Genomic DNA, 19,053 nt, shown 5'->3' on the forward strand with positions numbered 1-19,053 from the left:
TATCACCGGCGGGCACGATCATGTCCCGCTCTCCAGCGGGGCTCGATCCATGTTACAGAATAAGGACACCGCGCGCGACAACTTAACCGGAAGGGTCGCACACTTTGCCGATCGGGCCCGCACCGGCGGTCCGACCCCGGCATGCTTCAACGATCGGGCGGTCGGCCTTAACGGATCCGGTCGCCGGCTGTGCCGGATGCGAGCGGCTGTGCTGTGCAGCAAATCCTGCGCACGCATCCGCAAAGCGGGGTACGGGATAGCGGCTCAATCTCCGACCATCGCCCATCCCGACTCAATCAATGAAAAGGGGGAATGGGCGGCCGTGCCTATCAGGGGGAGAAAAAAGATGGTTGTTCGTTCTTCGGTCGCCGGGATGCTCGCAATGCTTGCGGCGGGCACCTCACTGCCGGCAATGGCACAGGAAGATGACGCGTCGCAGGACAGAGCGCCTGCGGCACAGGATATCATCGTTACCGGCTCACGGCTGACCACGGCGAACAAGACCGATGTGTCGTTGCTGGAAATGCCGCAGAATATCCAGATATTGTCCGCCAAGCTGCTGCGCGACCAGGGCGCCAACCTGCTCGAGAACGCCCTGCAGAACGTGGCGGGCGTCATGACCGGCAGCTACGCACGATCCTATGATTTCTTCCGCATCCGCGGCTTCGACGCGAGCAGCTACACCTATGTCGACGGCCTGCCGCGCGGCGTGGCGATCAACATCGAACTCGCCGGCCTCGAGCAGGTCGAAGTCATCAAGGGGCCGTCCTCGGTGCTGTTCGGCCAGGGTTCGCCCGGCGGCCTCGTCAATCTGGTCAGCAAGCGCCCGACGCGCGACGCGCATGTCGAAGTCACCGGTAGCTATGGAAGCTATCAGTCCTACTCGACCATGGTCGATGTTTCGGGACCGCTGACCGATAGCGGCAATCTTTATGGACGGATCGTCACCAATTATCGCAACGATCGGAGCTTCATCGATTTCCATCCCGCGACACGGCGCCTGTATATCGCGCCATCACTCACCTGGGACATCGGCCCGTCGACGAGCCTGACCTTCCTGGCGTCGCTGTCACGGGACTGGAGCGAGCTCATTCCCGATCAGCCGGCCGCCGGTCTCGTCTATGAAGGTCCGCTCGGCTTCTACGACAGGTCGGTCTATATCGGCGACCCCGATAACAAGGGAAAGATCGAGCAGACCTTCATCACCGCCGGGTTCGAATTCAAGCACAGCTTCAGCGACAAGCTGTCCTATTATGCCAACGCCCGATACTCCGATCTCGATCTGGCCTATCTCAATCTCTACCAGCCGCTGTCCTATGACCCCACCACCGGGCTTCAGACCCAATATGGGAATGATTCCTTCGAGAAGCGGCGGATCTATTCGATCGACAACGGTTTCCAGATCGATGCGATGACCGGCCCCTTGCGGCACCGCGTCACCATCGGCGCGGAGTTTCAGCGCCGCGAACTGCCGTCGCGTCTCGCCCTCGGCTTCGCGCCGCTGTTCACCTTCAACGTCTATAATCCCGACTACAGCGTCTTCGTGGCGCAGCCGCGAAGCTATTCCAGCGCCTATACCCGATCCGAAGCGTTCGGATTCTACCTGCAGGATACCGTCACGCTGGCCCCGAAACTCAACCTGACGCTCGGCGGCCGCTACGACACCGTCAAGATCAACGATCTGGACTATAACAAATTCTCGCCGCGCGCGGGCCTGACCTATGAATTCCATCCGGGCGTTTCGGCCTATCTCAGCTTCGCACGCTCCTTCCTGCCGCAGCCGGGCTATTATGATCTCGCCGGAGATCCGGTCGCCCCCGAGAATGGCGAAGCCTATGAAGCGGGGATCAAGTTCGCGGCGCCCGGTGGCCGGATGAGCGGCACGGCCGCGATCTACCAGATCACGCGTTCGAACGTCGCGACGCCGATCCCGAGCACGCCGGGCGTCTATGCGGTGACGGGCAAGCAGCGCAGCAAAGGCTTCGAGCTCGACGGCCAGTTCGAGGTCATGACCGGCCTGCAGCTTATCGCAAGCTATGCCTATACCCATGCCGTCGTCGTCTCCGACAACGCCGTCCCGGCCGGACAGACCGTGATCGGCGTCCCCCGTCATCAGGGGAGCCTGTGGGCGCGCTATGCCCTTGTCGACGGGCAGTTGAAGGGATTGAGCGTCAGCCTGGGCGGCAGCGCCTATTCGAAGCAGCAGGGCTCGCTGCCGAACACCTATACCATTCCATCCTATGCGCTGGTGAACGGCAACATCGCTTATAATAGCGGGCCGTTCTCGGTGCAGTTCAACGTCAACAACATCTTCAACAAGAAATATATCTCGGGCGCGTTCGGTGATCTGTTCGTGGTCGCGGGCGAACCGCGCATCTGGCGCGCGACATTCGGCTGGAAATTCTGAGAGACCGTTTGGCCGGAAACACGAAGCGCGCAGCGATCACCCGATCGCTGCGCGCTTTGTCGTCCGCAAGGCGGAGGGTTCGTCCCGCCCTATCCGTTCAGAACAGCATGAAGGCCGACAGGGCAAAGCGGGTTCCGCCATGGCGGGCGCCCTCGAGCCGGGACCGGCCCGCATCCACATTCGCATCGGAAAGATTTGCGCTCAGGCTTATCCGGCGCAGCTTTGCAGACAGGCCCAGCTTCCAATCCCGGTAATCGTCGGCCGTGCCGCGCGCATCGAACGCGCCGACATGCCCGGACAGGGAGACGGGCACGCCGCGCACCGTTCCGACCGGCATGCGGGTGTCGAGATAGAGATATGTATTCTGGCCCAGCAGGTAATGCTGCCAGGAATAGAATATGCCGGCGCGGGCCGTCAGCGGGCCGATCTTGTATCCCGCGGAGATGGTCGCTTCCCCGAAATCCCGGTCCGACGCCCCGATCGAGGCGCGATACAGATATCCGACGTCGATATTGACGGCTCCGACGGTGCGGTTGATTCCGAAAAAGGGCGTCAGCGCGATACCGGAATCACCGGTCTGATCCGATCGGTAATTCGATGCCAATATCCCGACGAACGGCCCATCCGCATGATTCCATTTGGCCTCGCCCGTGATCGAGGGATCGCCGGCGGTCTGCGAAAGACCGCGCCAGACCCGATCGCTGACCAATGTGATGCTCGCGGCGGTTTCCGATTCAGCCGCATATGCCGCTTCCGCCGACCCGAGGACCAGAAACGCCGTTGCAGTCCAAAACCCGCTCTTCATACCAAGCCCCTCCACAGCATTCCGCAGTCTGCGGTATGTGAGCAATGCGGCGTCGCGCCGCTTCTCGGATTGGGGATCGATTTTAGCGCTTTGCCCCGGGACAAGAGCACAAACGGGCGCCCCCGTTCCGCCTTGCAGGTCAAGTCCGGTCACGCTTCGATCAAGCCGGGTTCAAAATCTCCGCTAGAGTCTGCATTCAGACGGGATTGCGAGGTGACGAATGCCGCATGCACACAAGATCGTACCGGCCATCTTCGCGGCTCTCCTGCTGTGCGTGGTTTCGCGTAACCCAGCCAATGCCCGGCCCGAACAGCCCCGGCCCGAACGGCATGATATCGCGATCGGCGGCCGGACCTTGCATTTCGAGATTCGCCGTGGACGGGCGGATGCGCCCGTCATCGTCCTTGAGGCAGGCGCCACGCTGGATTCGCGCGAATGGGAACCGGTGATCGAGCGGCTCTCGGCGCAGACCGACAGCAGCATCGTCGCATATGATCGCGCCGGCATGGGGCGCAGCCAGCCGTTGAACACGACCTATGACATCAGTGAAGAGGTTTCACGATTGCGGCGCGGCCTTCGCCGGCTCGGCTTCGCAAACAATCTGGTGCTGGCCGGTCACAGCTATGGCGGCTTCCTCATCCAGCTCTACGCCCGGCTGTACCCCAAGGAGGTCGCCGCCCTGATCTATGTCGATGCCAACACGGTCATCGGTCTGGACGGCATTGGCGGCGCCGAACGCTTCAGGGATTCCACGCTGGCGGCGGTGCGCGACGGCACGAACCGCTTCAACGATATCCGGCTGGCGGAAGGCTATGTGCGGACGATGAAGACGATGATGGAGCACCCCGCCCCATGCGGCGTACCAGTCGTCGTCCTGACCCAGGGCGCTGAGGATCGCAAAACGACCAGCCCGGCACTGAAGCTCTGGAGGGATGGCCATCTGGAATTGGCGGCACGCACAAGCGGAAAGCTGATCTACGCCGCGAAGAGCGGTCATATGATCCCCGATGACGAACCCGATCTGGTGGCCATCACCATTGCCGACCTCGCGCGGGACCTGGGCAAGGATCGCAGCCGGCGGCCAATTTCATGCCATGCCGGAACACGCTGATATCGATGGCCCGAGCGGCAATTGGCGTTGCGCTCGGGCCGGATGACATCATGGCCCGAACGCGTTATACAGGCCTTCATTATTGGATATGGGCCGATGAAACGAAGCGTCGATTATCCCTTGCAGATCCGGCCGGTCGTCGGCTTCGAAGACGATTATCCGGCGGGCTTCGTCGACCCCTTCCATTCGCACGAACGCGCGCAGCTTTCCTACGCCAATTCGGGCGTGATGCTGGTCGTCACCGAGAAATCGAGCTTCGTGCTGCCCCCGCGCCGCGCGATCTGGCTGCCCGCCGGCATGACGCACAAGGCGATCTGCCGCGGCCCCGTCAACATCCACACGCTCTTCATCGATCCCGAAATCGAGAGCCTGCCGCACGAATGCCGCGTGTTCGAGGTATCGCCGCTGGTCCGCGCGCTGATCGGGGAAGTGTTCGGTTTCGATCCCGCCTATGACGAAGCGGGGCGCGAAGGGCGCATCGTGCGATTGCTGCTCGAGGAGATCGAGCGCATGCCCAACATCTCGGTCAGCGTCCGCATGCCCGACGACCGCCGGCTGGTGCGCGTCTGCCAGGCCATTCTCGACAATCCCGCCGACCCGCGCGACATCGACGACTGGGCAAGCGTCGCCGGCATGGGCCGACGCACATTCACTCGTTTGTTCAAGCAGCAGACCGGCATGGGGCTGGCGACCTGGCGGCAACAGGTTCGCCTGATGGAAGCGCTGTCGCTGCTGGCATCGGGCACGTCGATCACGACAGTGGCCTTCGATATCGGCTATGAAAGCCCGAGCGCGTTCACCGCGATGTTCCACCGATCCTTCGGCGTGCCGCCCAGCCAGTATATCACCGGCTGGCGCGGCCCGGATGCGTCGCTGTTCGATCCGTCCTAGAGCAGGCTGTGATCCGACGGAAGCGGATCGCAGCCTGCTCTAGGTGTTGTTTAAACGCGATTTTCGAGTCGTTCGATGATTCCATCGAACTACAAATCGCTCCAAGCAGCGGACGACACGATCACGGCAAACCGGCCCGCTCCGATCAGGGTTTTCTCGACGCCAGATAATCGGCCGCAGTCGTGGGCCCTTTGGCGAAGGTGTCGCTGTGTTCCGCGATATATTTGCGGATCTCGAAGAAGAAATCGGCGCCCGATGGCAGGCCGCTTTTCTCCCACGCCTTGTCGAGCGCGGCCGCCTTGTCCTTGGGCGTTTCCGCGGGCTGGATCAGCATGAAATCCCAGCTCTCGCCGTCGCTATGGACATAGAGCTGACGGGGCGGCAGGCCGGCCTCGACATTCACCGCATCGGCGCGCGCGATGAATTCCAGGAATGCCTGTTGCTGGCCGGGCGCGATGCGATAAATCTCGACCAGGCTCTTCGGGAACTCCCGGGCCGGTGCAGCGGTTTGCGCCGCTGCGGGTACGGCGAGCATGAGGACGGCAAGCGCCGGAATTGCGGCGAAGCGCATGACCATCATTCCCCTTTTGCGGACGAGGCGCCGGAACCCGTGGTGCAGGGCTCCGGCGGAGGTTCGTCGATCAGAATTTGCGCGTCACCGTGCCGATCACCTGTCGCCCGGCGCCGTAATTGCATCCGGCCGGGCCGGCACAGCGCGCGACATAATTCTTGTCGAGGATGTTCGATCCGTTGATCGCGAAACGCCATTCGGGCGTGTCGTAATGGATGATCGCATCGAACAGGGTCGCGCTCTCGCCATAATAGACCACCGGATTGAAGGCGCCCGGCAGGCTGCCCGCGCTCTTGCTGGTGTAGCGGCCGCCAAGACCGAAGCCCAGGCCACCCAGTCCGCCCTGCTGGATGGTATAGTCGACGAACAGCGACAGCTTGTGCTTGGGCGTCGTCGGCAACGGCGCACCCACCTCTCCGGCGAAATTCGATTTCTTCACTTCGCTGTGGTTGTAGCTGTACGATCCGTTGATCGAGATCTGATCGCGGATGCGCGCGACCAGTTCGATCTCCCCGCCCCAGACTTCGACTTCGCCGCTCTGCGTGCCGAACACGGGCGTGACCGATGGCTGGGTGGTGACGACATTCTTCTGCTTGATGTCGAACATCGCCGCGGTGACGAACAATCTGACGCCGTCGCCAAGCCCGCGCGCATCATATTTGATGCCGCCTTCGATCTGCTTGCCGCTGCTCGGCTTGAATTCCTGATTGGTCACGCTGTCGATGCCGAGCACCGGCTCGAACGAGGTCGCATAGCTGATATAGGGTGCGAAGCCGCTTTCGGTGACGTAATTGGCACCGACCCGCCAGGTGAACTTGTCCTGCTTGGTGGTCAGGCTGGTCGCCAGATTGGCGATCTTCACCCAGTCGTACCGGCCGCCCAGCGTGACGTAGAGATCGCCGAAACGGAGCTGATCCTGGCCGTATATGCCGGTCTGCTTCAGCCGCTGGTTGTTGAACGCGAAGCCATAGCCCGGCTCATAGGTCGCCTGCGGGGCATAGACCGGATTGAACAGGTCGATCGTGTTGGCGAAGATGAAGCCAAAATCCGCCTTATTGAAGACATTGCGATAATCGACGCCCAGCAGCATCTTGTGCCCGACACTGCCGGTCTCGAACTTCGCGTCGATCCGGTTGTCGGTCGCAAAGCTCGTCACATGCTCCTTATAGCTGAAATTATACTGCTGGACGGTGCGGTAATAGCTGGGCAGCGTCGAGTCTGTGGTGTTGACGAGGCCACCGCCGCCATAGATGCCGATCGGCGTATCTTCGTCATACGCGCTCCATTTGGCGTTGGACTTGAACGCGATCGCGCTGGAGAAGGCGTGCGAAAAGTCCCAGCCAAGCGCATATTGACGCCGCTCGTAGAGATTGGCGGGATCGCCGAGATTGGTGCGGCGCTTGACCTTGCCGACCGGGTTGGGAAGCAGCGTGCCAAAGACCGGCAGGAAGCCGTTGGTATCGCCCTTCACCTTGTCATATTGGTAATAGGCGAGCCCGGTCAGTGTCGTGCGATCCCCCAGATGCCAGGTGACCGTGGGCGCCGCAGTCAGGCGCTGCGCGGAGACGAGATCGCGTTCGGAGTCCCGGTCGCGATAGAGCAATGTGAAGCGCGCATCGAGCGAGTCCGAAACCGGGCCGGTGATCGTCGTGCCAAACTGCTTGTAATCATCCTCGCCATATTTGAGGCTGATCTCGCCGCCGAACCGGTTCGATGCACGCCGCGATGTCTGGTTGTAGATGCCGCCAGGGGGTGCGTTGCCGTAAAGCACCGAGGCCGGCCCCTTGAGCACATCGAAGGATTCGAAGGCATAGAGATCGACGCCGACCGAGAAGATCGAGGTCGAGATCGGCGCGGCCAGTCCGTCAATATATTGTTTGGGCGTGAAACCGCGGACGGTGAAGAAATCGAAGCGGAGATCGGGCCCGTAATTCTCGCCGAAGACGCCGGACGTGTAGCGCACCGCCTGCTGTGCATCGATGAAGTTGAGCAGGTCGATCTGGTCTCGGCTGATGACCGAGATCGACTGCGGCGTCTCGATCAGGGGGATGGTGGTCTTGCTCGCCGTCGCGCTGCCCTCGGGCACGTAATTGCGCGCGGTCACGACGATCACATCCTCGCCGTCGACGGTCGTTCGCGTCGTCTCCAGCGCAGACCCGCTCTTCGCCGTCTCCGTATCCTGCGCCATCGCCGGCGCAACTGCGAAACCGGCAAATGCGACCCCGCTCAGCAGCAACATCCTCGATGCTCGATAATAAACAGCCATGCCAACCCCCTTTGACGAAATGTTGTTAGAAGACCTCTCCGGATCATGACGGAAAGATTACTCCCGACGCGGGCGGGCTGCGTTTCACCATAGGTCTAATGCTATCGTGATCGGGCCATGTTTAGGAATCGCTCGCAATAATGACATTTTCAGGTCCGCCGGCCGCCGATCCCAGCGCCTCGGCAAGCCAGGCGGACGCCTCGGCCAATGCCCGATCGGCGAGCGGTGAGATCGAGACGGCTTCGAGGAAGCTGTGCGTGGCACCAGAATAAGTGCGAACCACCGCCGCCGTGCCGGCACCGGCAATGCGCGCGGCGAGCGCGCGATTCTCGTCGGCCAGGATGTCGCATTCGGCGATGGCGAAGAAAGCAGGCGGCAGGCCTGTCGGGTCGGCGCGCATCGGACAGGCGAAAACATCGTCGAGATCCGCCGGATCGCGGGCATAATTCGCCCAGAAGACCGCCATCTCGGCGGCGGTAAGATTGTAGTCCGGGCCATCGTAACGCCGATAGCTCTCATACTCCGGCCGGCTGTCGAGTGCGCCGTAATTGACCAGCATGGCGGCCAGCACCGGCTCGCCCGTGGCGAGCAGGCGGAGATTGGCAGCGATCGTCATATTGCCGCCGACCGAATCCCCGGCGATGGCGATGCGTTGCGGGTCGAGGCCATGTCCCTGCCCTTCCGCCCGGAGCCAGCGGATCACCGAGACGATCTCGTCGAGCGCCACCGGAAATTTCGCCTCGGGCGACAGGCTGTAATCGACCCCCACCACCACCGCGCCCGTCCGCGCGGCATATTCGCGCATCAGCCGGTCATGCGTGTCGAGGCTGAACATCGTCCAGCCGCCGCCATGGACATAGATCAGGACCGGCGCATGCGGCCGATCGTCGGGGCGGTGGATGCGGATGCGCACCGCGTGAGGACCGACCTGCAGTTCCTCGGTCGCGACCATCGCCGGGCCACCCATCGTCCAGGGCGCACGCACATCCTCGGCAACGCGCCGCCGCTGCGCGAGCGGGAGGCGATCAAAGTCGGAATAGCGGCCATAGGCGGCGGCCATTTCACGCTGGAAACGGCGAATGTCGGGATCGAGATCGTCGATGGTCTCAGCCCCGTCACGCATTGGTCAGGCCTCGGCGAGCGTGCGGCGCAGGCGCGAGTTCGGAACACCGTAGAACAGATAGAAAGCCAGACCGAAGCACAGATACACTCCCAAAATAATGGCGGGCACCCACTCGCCGACAATGGCCTTGTGGATGATGTCGAGGAAGACGGGACCGACCATCAGCAGACAGAAGAGCAGCGCGAGGACGGGCACGACCCCGACCCAGATGCCGCCGATACGCACGCCGCCGAAGGGCACGCGGAAAGGACGCGGCAGATCCGGCTGGGTGGTGCGCAGCCACATCACGCTGATCGCGACGGTGATGAAGACGAAACCCGTGCCGATGCTGACGAGATCGCCCAGCATCGAGATCGGCAGGAAGGCAGCCGCGACGCCCGCGACCAGCGCGACGAACCAGGTGCCCTGGTGCGGCGTATGGAAACGCGCATGGACGCGGCTGAACAAAGGCGGCAGCAGCCCGTCGCGCGACATGGCGTAGCATACGCGCGAATGCGCATAGGTGTTGACCATCAGCACCGAACAGAGGCCGGTCAGCGCACCGACCTTGATCACGATGCTGAGCATCGGTATCCCGATCGCTCCCACCGCGACCGCCACCGGATCGGGCACGTTGAGCAGGCGATAGGAGACCAGTCCGGTCAGCACCGCGGCGACCGCCATATAGACCAAAGTCGCGATCGCGAGCGCGCCGAGGATGCCGATCGGAATATCACGCTGGGGCTTGCGCGCCTCGAGCGCGGCGGTCGCCACCGCCTCGAACCCCAGATAGGCGAAGAACAGGATCGAAGCGCCGCGCAGCACCCCCTGCCAGCCATAAGTGAAGCCGCCCTGATTTTCGGGCACGAAGGGATGCCAATTGGCCTGATCGATATGCGGCACGCCGAAGATGATGAAGGCGATGAGCACGCCGACCTTCACGGTCACCATGATCGCGTTGATCGTCGCCGATTGCGAAACGCCGCGCACAAGGATGAAGGCGAAGAAGGCGAGCGCGGCCGTCGCCACCAGATTGACCCCGCCCCCGGTGACGAAATGCATGCCCGCCTCGCCGGTTTCCGGCCGCATGAACGGGGTGGAGATCATCGCCGGGACATGAAGACCGAAATCGCCGAGCAGGCTGACGAGATAGCCCGAGACGCCGACCGCCAGCGCCGATCCCGCAAGCCCCAGTTCGAGCATCAGCATCCAGCCGAGCCCCCAGGCGAACGCTTCCCCCAGCGCGGCATAGGCATAGCTGTACGAAGCGCCCGAAACCGGAAGCGTCGACGAAAGCTCGGCATAGCACAGCCCGGTAAAAGCGCAGGCGACACCCGCGATCACGAAGGAGATCATCACCGCCGGCCCGGCATAGTTCGCGGCGGCAGTGCCCGTCATCACATAGACGCCGGCACCGATGATGCATCCGATGCCGATCAGCACCAGATGGACGGGCCCCAGCACGCGCCGCAAGCCATGATGTTCACTGTCCTCGCGGACATCGGCAAGGGGTTTGCGGATCAGATACCGGATAGGCGTGCGTGCCATCGACCAATTCCCTCTTATGCCCGGACGGAGTGCGTCGGCTTGGCCGGTTCGGTCTGCACGGCCGGACGGCCCACCGCACGGCGCATGGCATCGGCCAGTGCGCCGTCGGCAAGGCCGGCGACGATCTCGTCGAACGTGCCCGACGCTTCGTCCTGGCCGAGTTTGAAACGGGCATCCTCGGTGACGACGCGGGCGCGAAAGGCGATGATATGAGGCAGAAGCTGATCGATCCGCGCGCCCATGCGCTCGATCGTCCAGGCATCCGGCCCAGTGCCCTCAAGCGCTGCGGCGAGACGGACGATCGCATCGCGCGTCTCTTCCGGCACAAAGGCGATCTCGACCGCGAACCTGACCACCGCATAATTCCAGGTCGGGCCCCAGCTCGGGTTCGAGACCAGGCGCGGCGAGATATAGCCCTGCGGCCCCTGGATCAGGATCATCGCGCGCGGATCGGCCATAAGCGCATCGACATGGGGGTTGGCCCGCGCGAAATGCCCGAACAAAGCGGCAACGCGTCCCTCCTCATCCAGTTCGGCGAGCAAGGGCAAGGGCGTGGCCGCGAAGCCGCCCGCCCCGTTCGATACGATCCAGGCAAGCGGATGCGTGGAAACCAATGCCGGCACATCGGCCGGATCATGCGGAACGAAACGGCTCATCTCTTCCCCCTGCGCGTGCGACGGCGCGTCATCCAAAGTGCCAGTCCGACACCGATCATCGTCATCAGCCACATCCCGATCGCAGCGACGGCGAACCGGCCGGCAAGTCCGCCCATCTCACCGGTGTGAAAGGGAAAGAGCCCGTCCATGAATGCCCGGCGGGGCGGGGCCCGCAACGCGTCGAAGCGCGCCAGGACACGGCCATCGACCGCGCTCACAAAGACATGGGTAGCGCCATAGGCACGGCGCGCTTCGTCCGGCTGGGTGACGCGAATGTGCCAGACCGGCCGGTCGCCGTCGGGCGGATAGATCGCCGCGAGCGCTGCGCCCGGAAAGGCGGAGAGCGCCGTCCGCGCCGCGCTCGCCAGCCCGATCGCGGCCGGCCCGGCCGGACTGTCGGCAGGCGCCTCCACCGCCGGCGGCGCGACCGCCGCGTCGACACTGTTTTCGAATGTCAGCAACACGCCTGCGCCGACCATCGCCAGCGCGGGGATTCCGACCCACAGGCCAAGCGCGCGATGCCAGCCGTGATGCCGCGCAACGGGCGGGCCGGCGCGAGCGGGAAACAGCGATCGCCGCCATTGCCGGCGCTTCGGCCAGGCAATGGCGAGGCCCGTGCCGATATTGGTGATCAGGAGGATGCCGCTGATCCCGACGATCCAGCTTCCAGCGTCGCCGCCGAGCAGATTATGATGGATCGTGACGAGCGTGCCGACCCAGCCGCCCTTCGCCGTCGCTCCATCGGCGGCAGTGTCGCGCAGGACATCGCCGGCGCCGTCGATACGAACGCTCCGGGATATGCCCGGCGCCTCTGCCTGGACATCGACATCATAGCGATCGGGCGTGCCCGCCGTGGTCCAGATCGAACCGATGCTGATCCCCGATCCCGGCGGCGCGAGTTCGGCGACGCGCCGTTCGATCGCATCGAAGTCGGTGGCGCGATGCGCGCCTGCGATCATCGCGTCCTCAATCTCCCAATGGAAAACGATGAGCACCCCGGTCAGCGCCTGGACGAACCAGAAGGCCGCGACGGCCAGACCAGCCCATCGGTGCCAGCGCGTCAGCGCCGTCCGCAACGTCATCGCAGCCCGTCCACCCGGTCGCGACGTCGCGACCGGACCCCATCGGCCCATTCTTCGGATCGGCATTCCATCGCGAAAGGATAGGCGACCGAAAGGTCGGTCGCTGGTGCAAATGGGCCATAGGCTGTTCCATCAGGGCAAGTTCGTGCCCCTCCGCATGGCCGCGCACCGGCGAGGCGGCCCATCGAGCCGCCTCGCCATGCTTCAGACGAATTCAGGCCGGAGTGCGGCCAGGGCGTCGTTCATCCATGTCCATTCGTTCGCGGACGAAGGTTCCGCGGACTGGCCGTGCAGGATCGCAAGCAATTCCCGATACCGCGCGGTTCGGCCGTGATGCTTGCCATATTGGGCGAGATGCCAGCCGAGGAAATCGGCATCGGGAGCTCCCCGCATGGCCATCGCCGAGCGTTCGAGCCAATCCCGGCCGATAGCCCTTCCCCTGTCCGAGACGGGGTCGACACCCCGTGCCATGGCGTCGCGCACAATTTCATGAATGTGCTCGGCAGCAGCGCGATAGGCTGCAGGATCGAAATCGTCATTCCACATCCCGGCCATTTCGGCCTGCATTTCCGCCACGAAGCTCTGATCGGCGAGCATTTCGGCGAGTTCGTTCCATGCCTCGATCTGCCCAGGCGTCGGATCGTCGGGCAATTCCGGCGTGCTGACTTCCACCATGCGCCGCCGCCATGCATCGTCGATCGCCGCGCCATCCGCGATCTCGCCTACGAAACGCTCGACCAGCATGCTCATCTGCGCCTTCGAAAGAGTCGTCATCATCCATAATCTCCTCAGTTCCGCATCGGTGGGATCATGGGAGTGAAGCGTGGCACGCAGTACGGCCGCGGTCCGGCGCTTGGCGGCGATCTCGGTCTCGAGCACCTCCAGCCGGGCACGCAGCACATCGGCAAGCGACAAGCGCCGTGCGAGCAATTTGCCGATGGCGCCCAATGCCACCCCGGCGGCACGCAGCGCACGGATCAGATCCAGCCGCGCCAGATCCAGATCGGTATAGAGCCGGTAATTGCTCGCGGTCCGTCCGGTCGGCGGCAACAGGCCCTTGTCCGAATAGAAACGGATCCGCCGGACCGACAGTCCGGACAGCCTGGCCAATTCACCGATCGTGTACGTCTTCACACCCATGCCGACTCACTACCGTCTCCACCAAGTGGAGGGTCAAGCGCCTTGCCGGACAAGGCCCGCAAGCCGATGCTCAGTCGGTATTTCCGGACAGAAAGCTCCGGCAGATGTCGCGCATGGCATCGCGATTTCCCGGCAGCAACGTATCACAGATCGCATAGGTGTAGATCATGAAAGCGCGCGCCGGAGCCTGTTCCGCCGGCACGCCATTCGCGATGACCACCGACTCGAAATAGGCCAGCCGCTGGCGGTCGATCTCCGCCAGCGCGCGTGCCGGCCGATCGTCGGTCAGCGCCCAGGTGCGCATCGCCAGTTCGATGGATGCCCCGATCCGGGCGCGGTCGGTCTGCGAAATGGTGAACAGCCGTGCCAGCCGATCCTGCGGATTCGCGTCCATCGCACCCAGTTCTGCGACCAGCCCGGTGGTCGTGCGCTGGCGCCAATAATCCATCATCGCCTCCAGAAAGGCGTCGCGCGATTCGAAGCGCACATAGAACATGCCCTTGGTGACGCCGAGTGCCTCAGCAATCCCCTCGACCCGCACGGCATCGATCCCGCCCACCGCCAATATCTCGAGCGCGGCGATGAACCAGCGCTCGGCGCTGAGCTTGGGCTTGGGTCCCGGCCGCGCCTTGACCGGCACGCCGGGGATTTCCGGCTGCAAAGGAAGAGATGGAAGTGGCTTCACGATCGATCCCGGACTGGCATGGCGCTGGCCTAGGACCAGCATGGAAAAAGGTCAACGTGCATGCACATATATCATACCAATAAGTACGTATTATACGGACGATTCCAGCATTAGTTGACCAATGTTGAAACTGATCCTAGCTTTATCTCATACGGCATCGAATCAGATGAGTGACGAGCCGAGAAATGGGGGAAAGGATGATGTCCTGTGATCGATCGGCGCTGCGGCGCGTTTTTCTGACGGGTTCGGCGCTATGGATGGCGGCGGGCACCCTTCCCGCTTTCGCCCAGACCACACCGGCCGACGCAACGCCGGGCGTAACCGAGACCGACGATATCGTCGTCACCGCGCGCCGGCGTGAGGAAAGCCTGAAGGACGTGCCGATTTCGGTCACTGCCTTCACCGCCGACAGCCTCGACCTGAAGGGCGCGCCGGACATTACCGCATTGCAGCGCTCAACGCCGAACCTCACGCTCCAGGTCTCGCGCGGCACCAACTCCACCCTGACTGCGTTCATTCGCGGCATCGGCCAACAGGATCCGCTCTGGGGGTTCGAGCCCGGCGTCGGCCTGTATGTCGACGATGTCTATGTCGCCCGGCCGCAGGGCGCAGTGCTCGACATTTTCGATATCGAGCGGATCGAGGTGCTGCGCGGGCCTCAGGGCACTCTCTACGGTCGCAACACCATCGGCGGTGCGGTCAAATATGTGACCAAGCGGCTGGGCGATGAATTCAGCGGCAAGATCCGCGGCGAGCTCGGCACCTACAAAGAGTATAATCTGATCGGATCAGTCGCGGTGCCGCTGGCCGACGGCGTCGCGCTGGGCGCAGCGATCGCCTGGTATAATCGCGACGGTTACGGAAAGAACCGCTTCACCGGCGCCGAGACCAATAACAAGGACGTGTTGTCAGGCCGGCTCTCGCTGGAACTGACACCGAGCGACGCCATCTTCATCCGGCTCGCGGCCGATCGGACCGAGGACAAGTCCAACACCAATCACGGCCATCGCGAAGTACGCGAGCCCAACAGCAACACCGCTGTCCTGCCGGGCCGCTACGATACGCTCGCCGGGCTCGGCGACGCGAACGAGGTGGTGACGCAGGGCGTTTCGCTGACCGGCGAATGGCAAGTATCGAAGGCGATCACGCTCAAGTCGATCACCGCCTGGCGCGACGGCCATTCGGGCGGCACCGGCATCGATTTCGACGGCACGCCCAAGCCCTATCTCGACGTCGCCGCCGCCGGCACCGTCTACAAGGACCGCCAGTTCAGCCAGGAATTCCAGGCGCTGATCGAGGCCGATCGGCTGCAGGGCGTGCTCGGCGTCTATTATCTCGATGCCCGCGCCAGCGGCGCGTTCGACACGATCCTGGGGCGCGGGCTGGTGCCCGAAGCGGCGCTTGTCCCCGCACCAAGCGCGGCGACCGCGCTGACCCAGCTCACCAGCGGATCGGTCGACACGCAAAGCTTCGCGATCTTCGGCGATCTGAATTTCGACATCAGCGACCGGCTGAAGATCTCGGCCGGCGCACGCTGGACGCGCGACAAGAAGGAAGGCACGGTCTTCAAGGCCAATTATTTCGGCACGATCGGCAGTCCGCTGCTCAAGCCCTATGTCCCCGCCCTGCCCGCGCCGTTCAACGTGCCGCAGATCCTGACCGACTATACCAACGAACGGACCTTCAGCGAATTCACGCCGCGGATCAGCCTCACCTGGGAAGCGAGCGATGCGGTGAACCTCTATGCCGCCTATGGCCGCGGCTTCAAATCGGGCGGGTTCGACATGCGCGGCGATGCCGTCGCGACCCCCGACACCAAGAACGGCTATGATGCCGAAATCGTCGATTCCTATGAAATCGGCCTGAAGGGCGATTTTCTCGATGGCCGCTTCCGGGTCAACGCCGCGCTCTTCTACACCGATTATCAGGGCCAGCAGGTGACGACGCAGGTGCCCAAGGTGACGCCGCCGCCGGGCGTGGTGAGCTTTGTCGACAATGTCGGCAGCTCGCGCATCTATGGTGCGGAGATCGAGGCGACGGCGGTGCTGAGCCGCAATTTCAGCGCCAATTTCAGCTTCGGCTACATCAACGCCAAGTTCAACGAATTCCTGGTCTATGATCTCGTCAGCGGGAAATATGTCGACGTCGCCGATCAGCGCCGGTTCCAGAACACGCCCGAATTCAACGGCAGCGTCTCGCTCAACTGGCAAGCCGATCTGGCGGGCGGGCGGCTCGCCGTGGTGCCGTCGCTCTCCTTCCGCAGCGACGTCAATCTGTTCGAGATCCCGATCCCGTCGATCGACCAGGACGGTTATGCCCTCGCCGATCTCAGCATCACCTGGACCTCGCCCGACACGCATTGGCGGCTGGGCGCGCATGGCCGTAACCTGTTCGACGTCGCCTATCGCACCGGCGGCTATAATTTCCCGTCCAACCAGTTCGCCCAGTCGGTGATCGGATTCTACGGGCCGCCGCGGACCTTCCGGCTTTCGGCAGAATACCGGTTCTGAGCGTGGCGGATTTCACCGAGCGGCGCTGGCGGGCGGGCGACGGACTGTCGCTTTACGCACGCGATTATCCCGCCGCCGCCGGCCCTGCCCGCCTGCCGGTGATCTGCATCCATGGGCTGACGCGCAATTCGAAGGATTTCGCGAACGTCGCGCCCTGGATCGCCGGACAGGGTCGCCGCGTACTGGCGGTTGACGTGCGCGGACGCGGGCGATCGGATCGCTCACCCGATCCGATGCGCTATCGCCCCGCAATCTATGCGCGCGACATGTTCGCGCTGATGGACGCGCTCGGCATGGCGCGCGCGCTGTTCGTCGGCACCTCGATGGGCGGCCTGATCGCGATGACCGCCGCGATGATCCGGCCGCGCGCGGTGGCCGGCATGGTGCTCAACGATGTCGGACCGGAGATCGCGCAGCAAGGGGTCGAACGGATTGCCGGCTATGCAGGCAAGCCGGTGACGATCGCCGACTGGAACGACGCCATCGCCTATCTCAAACGCACCAGCGCCGCCGCCTTTCCCGATTTCACCGATGGCGACTGGCGCGCGGTCGCCGAACGCAGCTTTATCGAGGATGAAGCCGGCAAGCCCATCCTCGACTATGATCCCGACATCGCCGTGCCCTTTGCCCGACGCCCGCCACCACGGCGCGTGCCGTTCGGCTGGCTGCTGTTCCGCCTGATCGCGCGCCGTCGCCCGATGCTGCTGCTGCGTGGCGAATTGTCCGATCTGATTTCCGCCGATATCGCCGCGCGCATGCGCCGCACCGCACCACATATGGCGTTCGCGGAGGTGCCCGGCGTCGGCCATGCGCCCTGGCTCGACGAGCCGGCGGCACGTGATGCGATCGAGGCTTTCCTTCAGACCGCGCCCTGATCGCGCAACGATCGGGCCTAAAAGACCGCTTGGGCTGAGCCTGTCGAAGCCCTGTCCTTCTTCACGCTCGATGCAGAAGGAAAGAGCAGGACTTCGACAGGCTCAGTCCGAACGGGAATCTCGAATCTTGGGAGCATCAGCTCCCCGACGCCGCCTTCTTCTCGTCGGCCCGCACCTGATCGACCACTTCGCGTACGGCCTTGATCACCAGATCGGGGCGCTTGTCCTGGATGAAATGGCCGGAATCGTTCACGATTTCATGCCGCGAACGCGTCGACCAACTGGCCTCCTCGGCCTGCAGCACTTTCCATACCGCCTGGATCTTGTCGGCTTCGGCGCGGGTCAGGCCGGTCATCGCAAGCATCGAGTCGGGATAGGGCTCGGCGCCGGTCAGCACCACCAGCGGGCGATCGCCCAGCGTGCGCAGCTTGCCGGCCTGCGCGAATATATCGTTGAGCGAAGCCGCTTCCTTCATCGACCCGGCCAGGGTCTGCGGCTGATAGGCGGCACCGACCGTCCTGGTGCGCTCCGACATGCCGGGAATATCCGACTTTGGCGCAACCGCGCGCAGCAACCCGGTCCATGAGGTCGAGATCACCAGATCCTGCACCCAATTGCTGCCCGATGCGTCCATCTTGGGATTGGCCATCCGCTTCACCTGATCGGGGTGCGAGGTATCGACGAACACCACGCCCTTCACCGGATCGCCATATTTTCGAACGTAATTCATGATGTACGGCCCGCCCAGCGAATGGCCGACCATCACCAGCGGCCCAGTGATGCCCGCCGCCTTCAGCGTGGCATGGAGATCGTCGGAAACCGTTTCCCCATCCTGCTTGCCCGGCGTCGGATCGCTCCACATCACGCCGGCGCGGTCATAGGCGCAGGCGCGCGTGGTCTGTGCGACCGCATCATGCACACGGTCCCAGCTCAGCGAGCCGGCGCTGTCCAGACCGGTTTCGAAGATCACCGTCGGCGAACCTTCGCCCCGGCAGTCGATATGCATCTTGCGGCCGCCGATATCGACCAGTTGCCCGCGCGGCGGATAGTCACGCGCCGCGCGGTGCCGCGCAAGCTGTTCGTAGATCGTGCCGATGACGACGGCCCCGACCAGCAATCCGGCCAGGCCGATGCCGATGCGCTTGAGCCAGCGCAGGATCGTTGCAAACTTCGTCTTTCCCGCCATTATCGACTCTCCGCTGTCATGCGATCGCTGCGCATCGCTCATACCGAGCTAATCACGATTTTTCTGCACAGGCAATAATTTTCTTATTGGCCAAAACACGCTAAAAAATCGGTACAAATCGACAAAAAACCCCTATTTACCTGCCGGAACAACTTGTCCTGATCTGAAAATTCGATGCTCATAGTGAGGTTGAATGCTTGGCTTTCGATCGCGCCCCT

General features: G+C 63.4%; 15 protein-coding genes. 5 read left to right on the forward strand and 10 right to left on the reverse strand.

Annotated elements, in window-relative coordinates:
• Positions 1–346 precede the first annotated feature (346 nt).
• Positions 347–2,407, forward strand: coding sequence for a TonB-dependent siderophore receptor (locus AC3WN8_RS04090; RefSeq protein WP_492668111.1), 2,061 nt, complete (start codon positions 347–349; stop codon positions 2,405–2,407).
• A gap of 97 nt (positions 2,408–2,504) precedes the next feature.
• On the opposite strand, the gene AC3WN8_RS04095 is transcribed toward AC3WN8_RS04090, so the two are convergent.
• Positions 2,505–3,212, reverse strand: a complete 708-nt coding sequence (locus tag AC3WN8_RS04095) for a TorF family putative porin (protein ID WP_492668112.1) — start codon at positions 3,210–3,212, stop codon at positions 2,505–2,507.
• A gap of 220 nt (positions 3,213–3,432) precedes the next feature.
• On the opposite strand from AC3WN8_RS04095, the gene AC3WN8_RS04100 reads away from it, so the two are divergent.
• Entirely contained in the window at positions 3,433–4,323 is an 891-nt protein-coding gene (locus tag AC3WN8_RS04100) for an alpha/beta fold hydrolase (protein ID WP_492668113.1), read from the forward strand.
• A gap of 96 nt (positions 4,324–4,419) precedes the next feature.
• The gene (locus AC3WN8_RS04105; RefSeq protein WP_492668114.1) at positions 4,420–5,214 is read left to right on the forward strand and encodes an AraC family ligand binding domain-containing protein; all 795 of its coding nucleotides are present in this window, start codon (positions 4,420–4,422) and stop codon (positions 5,212–5,214) included.
• A 145-nt stretch (positions 5,215–5,359) separates the two neighbouring features.
• Here AC3WN8_RS04105 and AC3WN8_RS04110 read toward each other — a convergent pair whose 3' ends face one another.
• The 8 genes from AC3WN8_RS04110 to AC3WN8_RS04145 all read right to left on the reverse strand — a co-directional run bounded on the left by AC3WN8_RS04110 (position 5,360) and on the right by AC3WN8_RS04145 (position 14,264).
• Complete coding sequence (locus AC3WN8_RS04110; RefSeq protein ID WP_492668115.1) at positions 5,360–5,785, reverse strand: hypothetical protein; 426 nt, start codon at positions 5,783–5,785, stop codon at positions 5,360–5,362.
• A gap of 70 nt (positions 5,786–5,855) precedes the next feature.
• Positions 5,856–8,051 carry a TonB-dependent siderophore receptor gene (locus tag AC3WN8_RS04115; protein WP_492668116.1) on the reverse strand — a complete coding sequence of 732 codons (2,196 nt, stop codon included), beginning with the start codon at positions 8,049–8,051 and terminating at the stop codon, positions 5,856–5,858.
• 121 nt (positions 8,052–8,172) lie between these two features.
• A complete protein-coding gene (locus AC3WN8_RS04120) occupies positions 8,173–9,174 on the reverse strand; it encodes an alpha/beta hydrolase (protein ID WP_492668117.1) in 1,002 nt (333 codons plus the stop codon).
• Between the two features lie 3 nt (positions 9,175–9,177).
• Positions 9,178–10,701, reverse strand: coding sequence for an amino acid permease (locus AC3WN8_RS04125; RefSeq protein WP_492668118.1), 1,524 nt, complete (start codon positions 10,699–10,701; stop codon positions 9,178–9,180).
• A 14-nt stretch (positions 10,702–10,715) separates the two neighbouring features.
• A complete protein-coding gene (locus AC3WN8_RS04130; protein ID WP_492668119.1) occupies positions 10,716–11,357 on the reverse strand; it encodes an FMN-binding negative transcriptional regulator in 642 nt (213 codons plus the stop codon).
• Positions 11,354–12,439: a PepSY-associated TM helix domain-containing protein gene (locus tag AC3WN8_RS04135; RefSeq protein WP_492668120.1), complete on the reverse strand. Its 1,086-nt coding sequence runs from the start codon at positions 12,437–12,439 to the stop codon at positions 11,354–11,356. The genes AC3WN8_RS04130 and AC3WN8_RS04135 overlap by 4 nt, the downstream gene beginning before the upstream one ends.
• A gap of 204 nt (positions 12,440–12,643) precedes the next feature.
• On the reverse strand, positions 12,644–13,579 hold the full coding sequence (locus AC3WN8_RS04140; RefSeq protein ID WP_492668121.1) for a helix-turn-helix domain-containing protein: 936 nt from the start codon (positions 13,577–13,579) through the stop codon (positions 12,644–12,646).
• Positions 13,580–13,649: 70 nt separating this feature from the next.
• Complete coding sequence (locus AC3WN8_RS04145; protein ID WP_492668122.1) at positions 13,650–14,264, reverse strand: TetR/AcrR family transcriptional regulator; 615 nt, start codon at positions 14,262–14,264, stop codon at positions 13,650–13,652.
• 200 nt (positions 14,265–14,464) lie between these two features.
• Here AC3WN8_RS04145 and AC3WN8_RS04150 point away from each other — a divergent pair, with 200 nt between their 5' ends.
• Positions 14,465–16,774, forward strand: a complete 2,310-nt coding sequence (locus tag AC3WN8_RS04150) for a TonB-dependent receptor (protein ID WP_492668123.1) — start codon at positions 14,465–14,467, stop codon at positions 16,772–16,774.
• 2 nt (positions 16,775–16,776) lie between these two features.
• Positions 16,777–17,649, forward strand: coding sequence for an alpha/beta fold hydrolase (locus AC3WN8_RS04155; RefSeq protein WP_492668124.1), 873 nt, complete (start codon positions 16,777–16,779; stop codon positions 17,647–17,649).
• 136 nt (positions 17,650–17,785) lie between these two features.
• On the opposite strand, the gene AC3WN8_RS04160 is transcribed toward AC3WN8_RS04155, so the two are convergent.
• Positions 17,786–18,835, reverse strand: coding sequence for an alpha/beta fold hydrolase (locus AC3WN8_RS04160; RefSeq protein ID WP_492668125.1), 1,050 nt, complete (start codon positions 18,833–18,835; stop codon positions 17,786–17,788).
• Positions 18,836–19,053 lie beyond the last annotated feature (218 nt).

It is taken from the genome of Sphingobium sp. FW305-3-2-15-F-TSA7 (assembly GCF_058787155.1).